10 protein-coding genes are annotated in these 13764 nt (G+C 72.5%); 6 read left to right on the top strand and 4 right to left on the bottom strand.

Annotated elements, in window-relative coordinates; all coding sequences use genetic code 11:
• Window positions 1-82 precede the first annotated feature (82 nt).
• A complete protein-coding gene (locus LP52_RS19030) occupies window positions 83-1255 on the bottom strand; it encodes an NAD(P)/FAD-dependent oxidoreductase (protein WP_040275541.1) in 1173 nt (390 codons plus the stop codon).
• The gene (locus LP52_RS19025; RefSeq protein WP_040275539.1) at window positions 1252-1584 is read right to left on the bottom strand and encodes a bifunctional 3-phenylpropionate/cinnamic acid dioxygenase ferredoxin subunit; all 333 of its coding nucleotides are present in this window, start codon (window positions 1582-1584) and stop codon (window positions 1252-1254) included. Before LP52_RS19025 ends, LP52_RS19030 begins: the two co-directional genes overlap by 4 nt.
• A 394-nt stretch (window positions 1585-1978) precedes the next feature.
• On the opposite strand from LP52_RS19025, the gene LP52_RS19020 reads away from it, so the two are divergent.
• From LP52_RS19020 to LP52_RS19010, 3 genes are read left to right on the top strand one after another with little or no spacing between them, the layout of a single operon-like run.
• Window positions 1979-4459: a GcvT family protein gene (locus LP52_RS19020; RefSeq protein WP_040275538.1), complete on the top strand. Its 2481-nt coding sequence runs from the start codon at window positions 1979-1981 to the stop codon at window positions 4457-4459.
• A 37-nt stretch (window positions 4460-4496) separates the two neighbouring features.
• On the top strand, window positions 4497-5672 hold the full coding sequence (gene solA, locus LP52_RS19015; protein ID WP_040275536.1) for an N-methyl-L-tryptophan oxidase: 1176 nt from the start codon (window positions 4497-4499) through the stop codon (window positions 5670-5672).
• Window positions 5669-6823 carry an aromatic ring-hydroxylating oxygenase subunit alpha gene (locus LP52_RS19010; protein WP_040275534.1) on the top strand — a complete coding sequence of 385 codons (1155 nt, stop codon included), beginning with the start codon at window positions 5669-5671 and terminating at the stop codon, window positions 6821-6823. Before solA ends, LP52_RS19010 begins: the two co-directional genes overlap by 4 nt.
• Before the next feature lie 20 nt (window positions 6824-6843).
• Here the strand turns inward: LP52_RS19010 and LP52_RS19005 are convergent, their stop codons facing one another.
• Window positions 6844-7773 carry a fumarylacetoacetate hydrolase family protein gene (locus LP52_RS19005; protein ID WP_040275533.1) on the bottom strand — a complete coding sequence of 310 codons (930 nt, stop codon included), beginning with the start codon at window positions 7771-7773 and terminating at the stop codon, window positions 6844-6846.
• Window positions 7774-7927: 154 nt separating this feature from the next.
• On the opposite strand from LP52_RS19005, the gene LP52_RS19000 reads away from it, so the two are divergent.
• Both LP52_RS19000 and LP52_RS18995 read left to right on the top strand, forming a co-directional pair.
• A complete protein-coding gene (locus LP52_RS19000) occupies window positions 7928-9757 on the top strand; it encodes an IlvD/Edd family dehydratase (protein WP_238580991.1) in 1830 nt (609 codons plus the stop codon).
• 237 nt (window positions 9758-9994) lie between these two features.
• Window positions 9995-10765, top strand: a complete 771-nt coding sequence (locus tag LP52_RS18995) for an IclR family transcriptional regulator (RefSeq protein WP_040275529.1) — start codon at window positions 9995-9997, stop codon at window positions 10763-10765.
• Window positions 10766-10922: 157 nt separating this feature from the next.
• Here the strand turns inward: LP52_RS18995 and LP52_RS18990 are convergent, their stop codons facing one another.
• A complete protein-coding gene (locus LP52_RS18990; RefSeq protein WP_040275673.1) occupies window positions 10923-12371 on the bottom strand; it encodes a GntP family permease in 1449 nt (482 codons plus the stop codon).
• Window positions 12372-12764: 393 nt separating this feature from the next.
• Between LP52_RS18990 and LP52_RS18985 the strand changes: the two genes are divergently transcribed.
• Window positions 12765-13751: a U32 family peptidase gene (locus LP52_RS18985; protein WP_052810033.1), complete on the top strand. Its 987-nt coding sequence runs from the start codon at window positions 12765-12767 to the stop codon at window positions 13749-13751.
• Window positions 13752-13764 lie beyond the last annotated feature (13 nt).

The following is a 13764-nucleotide window of genomic DNA, read 5'->3' as shown; positions in this document are numbered from 1 at the left end:
GCGAATCCCGCGGCGGCAGAGGCGGGTGCGCGCCCGGTTCCGGACCGGCGCCGCGAAAGGGCGCCAGACGCCGGGCGGCGGCTTACACCGGGGCCGCCGCCCGGCCTATACCGCGGCGCAGGCGGGTGAAGCTGCGCGGGCGGTCCATGGCCGCCGCGGCGGTGACCGCACCGTCGCGTTCGTAGACCGCCGCGAAGGCGTACTCCTCCAGCGCGCCTTCCACGACGCGCACCTCGTCGCCGGGCGCCGCCCTGCCGGCGAACTGCAGCCGCACCCCGTACTGGTCGGACCAGAAGTAGGGTGCTCGCCGGTACTCCTGGAGCGCGGTACCGGCGAGCAGGTTGGCCGCGGCCACGGCCGGCTGCTGCGCGGCGGCGGTCCAATGCTCGGGCCGCGTGCTCGTGCCGTCGGCGCCGCGCAGCCGCGCAACGTCTCCTACCGCCGCGACGCCGCCGGCCGCGGTCAGCAGGCCGGTGTCGCACACGACCCCGTCGTCCAGCTCCAGTCCCGAGCCCTCCAGCCAGGCGGTGGCGGGCTTGGCGCCGATGCCCATCACCACCACGTCGGCCGGGACCACGGTGCCGTCGGCGAGGTCGACACCGGTCACCCGCCCGATCCCGCGGATGCCGCTGACCGGGACGCCGCGCAGCAGCCGCACCCCGTTGTCGCCGTGCAGGCCCGCCGCCACGCGGGCGACGCGAGGGCCGAGCACGGGCTCCATCGGAGTGTCCAGCGCCTCGACGACGGTGGTTTCCAGGCCCAAGACCGAGCAGGCCGAGGCGATCTCGGCGCCGATGAAGGAGCCGCCGATGACGGCCACGCGCGGCGAGCCCGCGGCGAGGTCCGCGCGCAGCGCGTCGGCGTCGGTAAGGCTGCGCAGCACGTGCACGCCCTCCAAGCCGGCGGTCCCGGGCAGCCGGTTGGGCGCGGCGCCGGTGGCTACGACCACCGCGTCGGCGGTGATCTCGGTGCCGTCGGCGAGTTCGACGGCACGCCGGCGCAGATCCAGGCCGGTAGCGCGCACGCCCAGCCGCCAGTCGATGCCGAGCCGGTCCTCGTCGTCGCCGTCGAGCAGGGCGAGATCGTCGGTCTCGGCCTTGCCCAGCAGGTACTCCTTGGACAGCGGCGGGCGGTCGTACGGCAGGCGGTCCTCGTCGCCGACGACGGTCAGCCTGCCGTCGAACCCCTGCTCGCGCAGTGCACGGGCGGTCTCCACCCCGGCCAGGGACGCTCCGACCACGGCCACCGCCCTCATGCGGCCCCCTCCGTGATGCGCTCGGAGACGGTGGCGTCCACGTATACGCCGCCGTCGTCGTCGACGGTGACCGGATAGGTGCGCACGGGGCGCTTGGCGGGCAGGCACGTGGGCTGCCCGGTGCGCAGGTCGAAAGACGCCTCGTGCAGCGGGCACTCGATGTGGCACCCCTCGAGCCAGCCTTCGGAGAGCGAGGCGTTCTGGTGGGTGCAGGTGTCGTCGACGGCATAGATCTCGCCATCGGCGTTGAACAGCGCGATGGGGTCGTCAGCCATCACCCGCAGCGATTCCCCCTGCGGCAGGTCGTCCAGGTGGCAGGCGTAGATCACGGCGAGCTCCTCCTCTCGGTCCGGTTCGGGTGCGCTGGTTGTGCCGGGCCGGTCCGCGCGGCGCGCAGGCGGCAAGGTGCGGACGGTGGAACCCGCGGCGCGGACGCCGCAGACGCGTGATTCGGCGGGTACTAACGGCTACCGAACGGAAACACCATGTGTCTCCTAATACGCAACGTAATTCTCAGTGTGAAACAGTGTCGACGGCACCGCTAGCCGCGGTCAAGCCCTTGAAAACCCGTACTAGCCAGGAACTTCCATGAAAAATCGATTACCGCGCGGACCCTTGACGCGGGGTATCGGCCGGATCCACCCTGTTGACAATCGCGCAGTCTGATGCACCATGCGCAACCTCCGATCACCCGGCACCGGCGCCCGTCCTGAGGGGGAGCCCATGAGCACCGCCGCCGTCCCGCCTCCCCGCACCCCGCACCCGCGCGTCGTGATCATCGGCGCGGGCATCGTCGGCTGCTCGCTGGCCGACGAGCTCACCAGCCGCGGCTGGCGCGACGTCACCGTCCTGGAGCAGGGGCCGCTCTTCGCCGCCGGCGGGTCCAGCTCGCACGCGCCGGGCCTGGTGTTCGCGACCAACCCGTCCAAGGCGATGACCGCCTTCGCGAACTACACCGTGGCGAAGTTCTCGCGCCTGGACCTCGACGGCCGGTGGTGCTTCCGCTCCGTGGGCGGCCTGGAGGTGGCGGCCACACCGCAGCGCTGGCACGACCTCAAGCGCAAGATCGGGCTGGCGCGCTCCTGGGGTGTGCGCGCCGAACTCGTGGGCCCCGACGAATGCGCGCGCATGTGGCCGATGCTGGACTCCGGCCGCGTCTACGGCGGGCTGTTCACACCCGACGACGGACTGGCCAAAGCGGTGCGCGCCGGCGAGGCCCAGGCCCGCGCCGCCATGGCGCGCGGCGCGGCGTTCCTGGACCACCACACCGTCGTGGACGTCGAGCGCGGCGGCGGCCGCGTGCGAGGGGTGGTCACCGACCGCGGCACCTTTCCCGCCGACATCGTGGTCTCGGCGGCCGGGTTCTGGGGTCCGGCCATCGGGCGCATGGCAGGGGTCGAGGTCCCGCTGCTGCCCATGGCCCACCAGTACGCTTACACCGCTCCGATCGAGGGCGTGGACAATCCGCCGGAGCTGGAGGCACGCCGGCCCCTGCTGCGCCATCAGGACCGCGACCTCTACTTCCGCGAGCACGGCGACCGCATCGGCATCGGCTCCTACGCCCACCGCCCGATTCCCGTGCGCCTGGAGGACGTCGCCGAGCCGGGCGCCGACACCGCGGCGGAGATGCCCTCGATGCTGGAGTTCACCGCCGCCGACTTCGAGCCGAGCTGGCGCGACGGCGTGGAGCTGCTGCCGGCGCTGGCCGACTCCAAGGTCGAGGCGGGCTTCAACGGGGTCTTCTCGTTCACGCCCGACGGCATGCCGCTGCTGGGCGAGTCGCGCCGACTGCCAGGCTTCTGGCTGGCCGAGGCCGTGTGGGTGACCCACTCGGCCGGCGCGGCCAAGGCGGTGGCCGAGTGGATGACCGACGGCCGCACCGCCACCGACGTGCACGAGTGCGACATGCACCGGTTCGAGGACGTCCAGCTCTCCCCCGCCTATGTCACCGACCGCGGCAAGCAGAGCTTCATCGAGGTCTACGACGTCGTCCACCCCATGCAGCCGATGGAGCACCCGCGCCCGCTGCGCACCAGTCCCTTCCACCAGCGCCAGCGCGACCTCGGCGCGTACTTCCTCGAGGGCGGCGGCTGGGAGCGGCCGCACTGGTACGAGGCCAACGCGCCTCTTGTGCGCCCCGAGGACGAGGCGGCGGTGCGCGATCCCTGGGCGGCCCGCTACCACTCCCCCGTCGTGTGCGCCGAGGCCCGCGCCACCCGCGAGGGCGTCGCGCTCTACGACATGACGCCGCTCAAGCGCCTGGAGGTCAGCGGGCCGGGCGCACTGCGGTTCCTGCAGCACATGACGACCAACCAGGTCGACCGCAAGCACGGCACGGTCGCCTACAACCTGCTGCTGGACCCCGGCGGTGGGGTGCGCAGCGACCTGACCGTCGCCCGCCTGAGCGAGGACTCCTTCCAGGTCGCGGTCAGCAGCAACCTCGACGTCGACTGGCTGAGCGCCCACCTGCCCGCCGACGGATCGGTGGTCCTGCGCGAGACCACCGCGGGCACCTGCTGCATCGGCGTGTGGGGCCCGCTCGCCCGCGATCTGGTGCAGCCGCTCAGCCGCGACGACCTCTCCCACGAGGGCTTCGGCTTCTTCAAGGCGCGCCGGATCCACATCGGGCACGTGCCGGTGCTCGCGCTGCGGGTGTCCTACGTCGGCGAGCTCGGATGGGAGCTCTACACCAGTGCCGATGTGGGTCTGCGGCTGTGGGACACCCTGTGGGAGGCCGGGCGCGGCCTGGGCGCGATCGCCGCGGGCCGCGGGGCCTTCAACAGCCTGCGGCTGGAGAAGGGCTACCGGCTCGCCGGCGCCGACATGACCACCGAACACGACCCCTACGAGGCGGGGCTGGGCTTCGCGGTGCGCCTGGACAAGGGCGACTTCGTCGGGCGCGACGCCGCCGCGGCCGCCGCCGAGCGCGAGCCCCGGCGCAAGCTGGGCTGCCTGACCCTCGACGATCCCGCCCGCGTGGTCATGGGGCGCGAGCCCGTGCTGGTCGGCGGCCGACCCGCCGGCTACGTCACCAGCGCCGCCTACAGCACCACGCTCGGCCGCACGATCGCCTACGCCTGGCTGCCCGCCGAGGCGGCCGAGGCCGGCGCCGATGTCGCGGTGGAGTACTTCGGCGAGCCGCTCGCCGCCACCGCGGCCGCCGAACCCCTGGTCGACCCGCAGATGGCCCGCATCCGCCGCTGAGCACCCACCCGAGTCTCCCCGCCCGAGGAGGCACCTCATGGACCGCTCCTACGACGCCGCCGTCATCGGACTCGGCGCGATGGGCAGCTCCACCGCCTACCACCTGGCCGCGCGCGGTCTGCGCGTGCTCGGCCTGGAGCGCTTCGGTCCCGCACACGACCGGGGGGCCAGCCACGGCGGCTCGCGCATCATCCGCCAGGCCTACTTCGAGCACCCCGACTACGTCCCGCTGCTGCTGCGCGCCTACGAACTGTGGGAAGCGCTGGAAGACGACTCCGGTTCCGAGCTGATGACGCTGACCGGCGCTTTGATGCTGGGCCGGCCCGACAGCCGCACCGTCTCGGGCAGCCGCGCCTCGGCCCGGACGTGGGGTCTGCCGCACGAGATGCTGGACGCCGCCGAGATCCGCCGCCGCTTTCCCACACTGCAACCGGATGAGGACCATGTCGGCCTCTACGAGGCGCGCGGCGGGTTCGTCCGACCCGAGGCCGCAGTGGACGCCCACCTCCGCCTGGCCGAGCGGGCAGGCGCCGACCTGCGCTTTTTCGAACCCGCCGCCTCCTGGACCGCCCTGCCGGGCGGCGAGGGCGTGCGGATCACCACCGCTGCGGGGTCCTACACCGCCGACCGGCTGGTCGTGTGCCCGGGCGCCTGGGCGCCTCGGCTGCTGGCGGATCTGGGGGTGGATTTCACGGTCGAGCGCCAGGTGCAGTACTGGTTCGCGCCGCACGGCGGCACGGAGCCGTTCGCGGCCCAGCGCCACCCCGTCTACGTGTGGGAGGACCCCGCCGGTGTGCAGATCTACGGGTTCCCCGCCTACGAAGGGCCGCAGGGCGGGGTCAAGACGGCCTTCTTCCGCCGCGGAACCCCCTGCACACCCGAGACGCTGGACCGCAGGATCCACCCCGAGGAGATCGCGGTGATCGCCGAGCACCTGAGCACGCGGGTGCCCGACCTGCCCGGCCGGTTCCTGCGCGGCGCCGCGTGCATGTACACCACCACCCCCGACGAACACTTCGTCATCTCCGCGCACCCGGAACACCCGCAGGTGACCGTGGCGTGCGGGTTCTCCGGCCACGGGTTCAAGTTCACCCCGGTCGTCGGCGAGATCGCCGCCGACCTGGCGGTCTCGGGGTCCACCGCGTATCCCGTCGACCTGTTCGACCCGCGGCCGCGCCGCACCGCGGAACCCCGCCAGGAGGTGCCCCGTTGACCGCGACCGACCCGCCCCGCACCGCCTCCCCGGCCCCGCCGTCGGAACTGCTGCCCACGCTGCCCGGGCGCTACTACACCGACCCCGCGGTGTTCGCCCGAGAGCAGGAGCGCATCCTGGAGGCCCGGTGGTTCTGCGCGGTGCGCAGCGCCGACCTGGCGCGGCCGGGCGCCTTCCGCACCGCCTCCGTGGGCCGCGAGAGCGTCCTGGTCTGCCGCAACCGCTCCGGCGGCGTCCGCGCGTTTCTCAACGTGTGCCGGCACCGCGGCGCACGGCTGTGCACCGCGGAGGCCGGCGAGGTCCGGCGCTCGCTGCAGTGCCCGTACCACGCCTGGACCTACGACCTGGACGGGCGCCTGACCGCCGCACCCAACATGGCCGACATGCCCGGTGTCGACCGCGGCGAACGCGGACTCCTCGGGGTGCACGTGCGCGAGTGGCTGGGCTACGTGTGGGTGTGCCTGGCCCAGGAGCCGCCGTCCTTCGACGAGACCGTGCGCGCAACCGTGGCGCGGCGGCTCGGCGGCGAGGAGGCGGTGGAGCGCTACGGCGCCGAGGGCCTGGCGCTGGGTCGGCGCATCTCCTACGACGTGGCGGCCAACTGGAAGCTGGTCATCGAGAACTTCATGGAGTGCTACCACTGCGGCACGATCCACCCCGAGCTGACCGACGTGCTACCTGAGTTCGCCGAGGGGTATGCGGCCCAGTACTACGTGGGCCACGGCGCACGGTTCGGCGACGATGTCGCCGGGTTCACCGTCGACGGCACGGCCGGGTTCGCCCGCATCGACGGAGTCGGCGAGGAGCAGGACCGCCGCTACTACGCGGTCACGGTCCCGCCGCAGGTATTCGTGAACCTGGTGCCCGACCACGTGATCGTGCACCGGATGTTCCCGCTGGCGCCCGACAGGACCCTGATCGAGTGCGACTGGCTCTACAGCCCCGAGGTGGTGGACTCCGGCGCCGACCTGTCCCGCTCGGTCGAGCTGTTCGACCGGGTGAACCGCCAGGACTTCGCGGCCTGCGAACGCTGCCAGCCCGCGATGTCCTCCCGCGCCTACCGCGACGGAGGCGTGCTGGTGCCGGTCGAGCACCACATCGCCGAATTCCACTCCTGGGTCGGCGACCTCATCGGCGACCCGCCGGGCTGAAGCACCGGCGCCGCCCTGCCTCAGCCGGCGGCGTCGCCGCGGCGCAGCGCCGGGTCGGCGCGGGCCTCCACCAGCCAGTCCAGCGCCCGCTGGCCGCGCACCACGGTGTTGTGCAGTGCGCCGACGCCGGTGATCTCGATGTCGACCACGTCGCCCTCATGGAGGGTGAAATCCATGTCGGGGACGATGCCGGTGCCGGTGGCCAGCACGGCTCCGTCGGGGAAGGGGTAGCAGTCGAAGAGCCAGGAGACCAGGTCCTCGGGCCTGCGGCGCAGGCCGGACAGGGCGACCTCGCCGGAGAACGCTTCGTCGCCGCCGCGCAGCACGGACATCCGCACCCGGCCCGTGCGCGGGTCGTCGACCTCCCAAGCGGGCCTGACGAAGGCGCCGAGCGCGCAGCCGCCCGCGTAGACCTTGGCCTGAGGCAGGTAGAGGGCGTTCTCGCCCTCGATGGAGCGCGAGCTGACGTCGTCGCAGACCCCGTATCCGACGATCTCGCCGTGGGCGTTGGCGTAGAGCGCCAGTTCGGGTTCGGGCACGTCGAGGTCGGAATCGGCGCGGACGCCGATCGGCTCGCCGTCGGTGACCACCCGCCACGCCACCGACTTGAAGAACAGTTCGGGGCGGGCGGCGTCGTAGACCCGGTCGTAGAGGTCGGCGCTGTCGCTCTCCTCGCCGCGGGCCCGGCGGGAGCGCTCATAGGTCACGCCGCCGGCCCACACTTCGGTACCGCCGTCGACGGGAGGCAGTACGACGACGTCCTCCAGCCGATCGGCGGGCCGCTCGCCGAATGCGGCGTCGGCCAGCTCGCGGATCTCGGACAGCGGCCTGTGCAGTAGGTCGGCCATGCCGTCCACCCCGGGGAGCGCGTGCAGGGCGTCGCGTGCTGTGTCGTAGCGGCCCACCCGTACGCGCCCGTCGGCGCCGGCGTAACGCAGAATCCCGGCCACGTCCCACCTTCCTCTGGCAGCTTTTTCGTGCAAAATGTCGAACATCGTCCGTGATACCGAACTTATCACCGGTGCCGGTGCGGGCATATCCCCCATCAGGGGCGGACTTGACCTGCGTCACATGTGCGGCTTACCGTTTTCAGAATATTGACCAATGTTCGATATATGGAACGCCGCCGTCGGCGCCCAGACCCGCCCCTTCCCGACGGCACGCGAGGGAGAGGAGCCCCCACCCATGAACAGCGCCGACGAGCACGGAGGCGGGAACGGTCCCGACCGCCGCAGCACCCACTGGTTCGGGGCGCGCGGTCGATCGGGAATGCTCTACCGGTCCTGGATGCGCAACCAGGGCTTCAGCGACGAGGTCTTCGACGGCCGCCCGGTCATCGGGATCGCCGTCTCCGGATCGGAACTGGCCCCCTGCAACGCCCACCTCTCCCGCATCGCCGAGTCGGTCAAGCGCGGCGTGTGGCAAGCCGGGGGGTTCCCCCTGGAGTTCCCGGTCATGGCCCTGGGCGAGACGGTACTGCGACCCACCGCCATGCTCTACCGCAACCTGCTGGCCATGGAGGCCGAGGAGCTGATCCGCGCCAACCCGATGGACGGGGTCGTGCTGCTCTCGGGCTGCGACAAGACCACGCCGGGCCTGCTGATGGCCGCAGCCAGCACCGACCTTCCCGCGCTGATGCTCACCGGCGGGCCGATGCTCAACGGCAAGTTCCGCGGCGAGGACATCGGGTCGGGCACCCATGTGTGGAAGTTCGAGGAGGAGGTGCGCGCCGGCAGGATGACCGAGGCCGACTGCTCCTTCGCCGAGTCGTGCATGTCGCGGTCCAACGGGCACTGCATGACCATGGGCACCGCCTCGACGATGGCGTGCATGGCCGAAGCGCTGGGCATGCAGCCGCCCTACGGCTCCACGTGGCCGGCGGTGGACGCCCGGCGCTACGCGGCCGCGCAGCGCTCGGGCCGGCGCATCGTCGAGTTGGTCGAGCACGACGTGCGTCCCTCCTTCATCATGACGCGCGAGGCCTTCGAGAACGCGATCCGGATCAACGCCGCCCTCGGCGGCTCGACCAACGCGGTCATCCACCTGCTGGCCATCGCCGGCCGGCTGGGCGTGGAGCTGAGCCTGGACGACTTCGACGAGCTGGCGCGTGACGTGCCCACGCTGCTGGACCTGATGCCCAGCGGCCGGTTCCTGATGGAGGACTTCTGCTATGCGGGCGGGCTGCCCGCCGTCGTCGCCGAACTGGGCGGACTGCTGCACGGCGACGCCCCCACGGTGGCCGGCGAGCCCCTCGAAGCCGCCGCCCGCACCGCCGAGTGCCACGACCGCGAGGTGATCCGCCCGATCGACGCCCCGCTGCAGCCCGCGGGTACCGGGACCGCGGTACTGCGCGGCAACCTGGCACCCTCCGGCGCGGTGGTCAAGCAGTCGGCGGCCAGTCCGCACCTGCTCGTGCACCGCGGGCGCGCGCGGGTCTTCGAGTCTCCCGAGGAGTACTACGCGGTCGCCGACGACCCCGAGCTGGACGTCGACGCCGACACCGTGCTCGTGCTGCGCAACTGCGGCCCGGCCGGGTACCCGGGCATGCCCGAGGTCAGCAACGTCGCGCTGCCCTCCAAGCTGCTGAACGAGGGCGTCGGCGACATGGTGCGCATCTGCGACGGACGCATGTCGGGGACCGCCTACGGAACGGTGGTGCTGCACACCGCACCCGAGGCGGCGGTGGGCGGCCCGCTGGCGCTGGTGCGCGACGGCGATGAGATCAGCCTGGACGTCCCGGCACGCACGCTGTCTCTGCACGTCGACGACGACGAGCTGGAGCGCCGCCGCGCCGCGTGGACACCGCCCCGCCCGCATTCGGAACGCGGGTGGGTGCGCCTGTACTGTGAGCGCGTCCTGCAGGCCGACCAAGGCGCCGACCTGGACTTCCTCGTCGGATCCAGCGGCCACGAGGTCCCGCGCGAGTCGCACTGATCGCCTGCCGGCCTGATGCGGCCTCACAGCGCGGATGCGTGCCTTCGGCGGGCGGGTCCGCGCCCTGCGGCACCGCCGGCCCGGTGGGCCCGGCGGTGCCGCAGGGCGCGCCTGGCGCACAAAATACCGAATGTCGTTCTATACTTCGGTTAGCAACGGAACCGCGCTCGCGCCCGGGCGGGTCCGCAGCCGGTGGCCTGGGCGCGATCCGCCGCGCTCAGGGAGGACCGCACGCCCATGGCCCGCCGCACCCCCGCCCTCCTGCGTGCTCTGGACATGTTGGAGCTGTTCACCGACGGGCGGGAGTCGGTCAGCGCTCCCGAGGTCGTCGAGGAGCTCGACCTGCCGCGCACCACGGTGCACGAGCTCCTGCACACTCTGCTCGACCGCCAGTACCTCAGCCCCGACCCCGAGGTTCCCGGCCGCTACCGGCTGGGGCTCCAGCTGTTCCGACTGGGCAGCGCCTACGCCGAGGGGTTGGACACCGCGCGCACCGGTCGCCAGATCGCCCGCGAACTGGTGGCGGCATGCAACGAGACGGCGCACGTGGCCGTGCTCGACGACGTGCACATCGTCTACATCGCCAAGGTCGACAGCTCGCACGCGGTGCGGATGGTGTCCAGTCTGGGCGGGCGCATCCCGGCGCACTGCACCGCGCTGGGCAAGGTCCTGCTGGCCGCCCTGCCGGAGCAGGAGCTGCGCGCGCGGTTCGCGCGGACGCCCCCCGAGCCGATGACGCCCCGCAGCATCACCGGAGTCCCCGCACTGCTGGAGGAGCTTGAGCGCGTCGATGAGGCGGGGACGGGGGTGGAGGTCTGTGAGTCCAACCCCGACGTGTGCTGCGTCGCCGCCCCCGTGCGCGACCGCACCGACCAGGTGGTGGCGGCGGTGAGTGTTTCGGTGCCGCTGCACCGCTGGTCCGAGGAGCGCCGCGCGGAGTTGGAAGGGCTGGTCGCCGACGGGGCGCGGCGCTTCACCGCCGCACTGGGCGGTCGCGTCCGCGCCTGAACCTCCCTTGCGCGGTCCCGGGCCGGGCACACGCCGGGCTCCGGCGCGGACGCGTACTGCAGCCCGCGTGCGGCGCCGCCGGCCGGACCGGGAGCGCGGCTGGCAACGGGCCTCCGGCGGGCACCGCCCGAGGGCGCGCCCGCCGGAGCGCACGCTCTCAGAAGGCGGCGACCGACACCGCGTAGAGTCCGCACACCAGCGCGAACGCCATCGTGCCCACGGCGGTGGCCTGGACCGTCCACGTGCGCAGCGTCGTTTTGGTGTCCATCTCCAGAAAGCCGCGCACCAGCCAGAAGCCGGAGTCGTTGACGTGGGACAGCACGATGCCGCCGGCGCACATGGCGAGCACGATCAGCGCCAGCTCGAACTGCGAGTGCCCGCCGGCGGCCTGCACGGCCGGGGCGACAAGACCTGCCGCGGTCGTCGTCGCCACGGTCGCCGATCCCTGAGCCACTCGCATGACCAGTGCGATCAGGAACGCGGCGACCACGAGCGGCAGCCCCATGGTGTCCAATCCGTTGGCCAGCGCGTCGCCGATCCTGCTCTCGGCCATGACCGCGCCGAACATGCCGCCGGCCCCGGTGAGCAGGATGATCGTGCATACCGGCGCAAGCGCGCGATCGATGAGGCGCTCCAGGGACGCGCCGTCGTTGCGGCGCCGCCACCCGAGCAGGTACAGCGCGGCCAGCACGGTGATCAGCAGCGCCGCCGGCGTCTGGCCGAGGGCCTGCAGTGACTGCACCCACAGCGCCTCGGTCTCGACGGCACCGGTCGCGGCGAGTGTCTCCAGACCGGTGTTGACGAAGATCAGCACGACCGGAAGCAGCAGCAGGAACAGCAATACCGGCATCCGCGGAGGTGCGGGCGGCTCCTGGCCCCCGGTGGCTTGGTCGCCGGCCCCGCCGGCGGAGTCCGTGCCCGAGGCTTCCGGCCGACCCCCCGCTCCTCCCAGGAGCGCCGGAACGGGGACATCGTGGCGGGCGCCCAGCCACCGGCCGAGCAGGTAGCCGCTGACGTACCACGTCGGCAGCGCCACCAGCAGACCGGTGAGCACGACGACGCCCATGTCGGCGCCGACCAGCTGGGTGGCCGCGACCGGACCCGGGTGCGGCGGCAGCAGCGCGTGCATGACCAGGAAGGCGCCGGTGGCCGGCAGCGCGTAGAGCAGTACCGATCCGCCCATGCGCCGGGCGACCGAGAAGATGATCGGCAGCACCACCACGAAGGCGGCGTCCAGGAAGATCGGGAAGCCGAAGAGCAGCGACGCGACGCTCAGTGCGAGCGGCGCGCGGCGCTCGCCGAACAGGCGGGTGAGCCCGTCGCAGAGCACCTGGGCGCCGCCGGATACCTCGATGAGCCGGCCGAGGATCGCGCCGAAGCCGATCAGCAGTACGACCTCGCCGAGCGTGGTGCCGAGCCCCTCGATGAGCAGGGGCACGAGCTCGCCCGGCGGCGTTCCGGTGGCCAGCGCTGTCGCGGCGCTGACCAGGATCAGCGCGAGGACGGCGTGCAAGCGCACCTTGATGATGAGGAACAGCAGGGTGCCGATGGAGAGCACGGCTACGGCGAGCAGCCATGCCGTGGGGAGGTTCGCTGGTTCTGCCATGAGTGGGGACCTGTTCGAGGGCTGGTGGCGGAGGGCGTCGGTGCGCGCCTGCATGGACACGGGCGCGGCATCCGGGGGACGCAGGGGCCGGTGCGGCGAACGGGGGCGCCACGGGGGCGGGGCCGGAAACGAGTGGGATCGCGGCACGCTGTCGGCGTCAGGATGTTCTATATTTCGGACGACGTCTGTTATTTCGTCACCCTAGAGTCGCAGTGTGCGCCAGGTCAACCCGGCGAGTGGCGTGCGTCACCGAATGCACCCCTGCCGCAGCCGCCGTTGACCAGCCCACATCCCACTCGTACAGTGCGATGACGATATAGAGAACGAAGTTCGATATTTAGAACCAGGTACCGCGGCCGTAGGCCGCGGGCCCGACCTCCGTGAGGACCCGCGATGCCCGACTCAGCGCCACACCCGGTCGACAGAAGCGCAGCCCTCGAAGCGCTCGGCCTGCCCCGGATCGACACCGAGCCCCCCGCCTCCCCGCTGGCCTTTCCCGACGGGGGCGCCTGGCGCCTGGAGATCCCCAGCGTCGAGGGGCCCACTGCGCTGGATGCGGTGCTTTCCGCCGCCGCGGAATGGGAGGTGCCCCTCCATCGCGTCTCGCAAGGGTCCGGCGTAGGCATGCTGACCGACGGCGAGATCACCGAGATGGTGCGGAGGTGCGCACAGGAAGACGTCGAGTTGTGCCTGTTCGTCCGCCCCGGCGCCGACTGGGACATCGGCGCCGCTCGGGACAGCGCGGCGGGCTCGGTCTCGTCCCGCAGCAGGGGCACCGCTCAGCTGACGGCGGGTGTCGCCGAGGCCGAGCGCGCGGCGTCGCTGGGCGTGCGCAGCCTCCTGGTGGCGGACGAGGGTCTGCTGTGGGTGCTGCACAGCATGCGCGCCCGCCGCGATCTGCCCGCCGACCTGCAACTGAAGGTCTCGGTGATGGCCGGCCCGGTCAATCCGGCGGCCCTGGCCGTCCAGGAGCGCCTGGGCGCCGACACCGTCAACGTCCCCTCCGACCTGACCCTGCACCAGCTGTCCGAACTTCGTGCGGCCGGCCCGGTGACGCTGGACTTCTACGTGGAGGCGCCCGACAACGTCGGCGGCTTCGTGCGCCACCACGAGATCGCCGGCATCATCCGCGCGGCGGCACCGGTCTACGTCAAGTTCGGTCTCCGCAACGCGCCCGGCGTCTACCCTGCGGGCGAACACCTCGGCGATGCCGTGGCCGCCTCGTCCCGCGAGCGCGTCCGCCGCGCGCGCCTCGGCCTGGACATGCTCGCGCGCACACCCGACGCGCCGCCGATGTCCCCGCGCGGCCGACGCGCCCAGCCCGACGGAACCCGCTTCACGCCTCCCGGATTCGCCGAGCGAGGCCATGGCCCGGACTGACACCGCTCCCCGG

It is taken from the genome of Streptomonospora alba, assembly GCF_000826685.1.
GTDB lineage: Bacteria > Actinomycetota > Actinomycetes > Streptosporangiales > Streptosporangiaceae > Streptomonospora > Streptomonospora alba.
The sequence above is the reverse complement of the archived record's forward strand: the minus strand, read 5'-3'. Positions and strand labels throughout refer to the sequence as shown.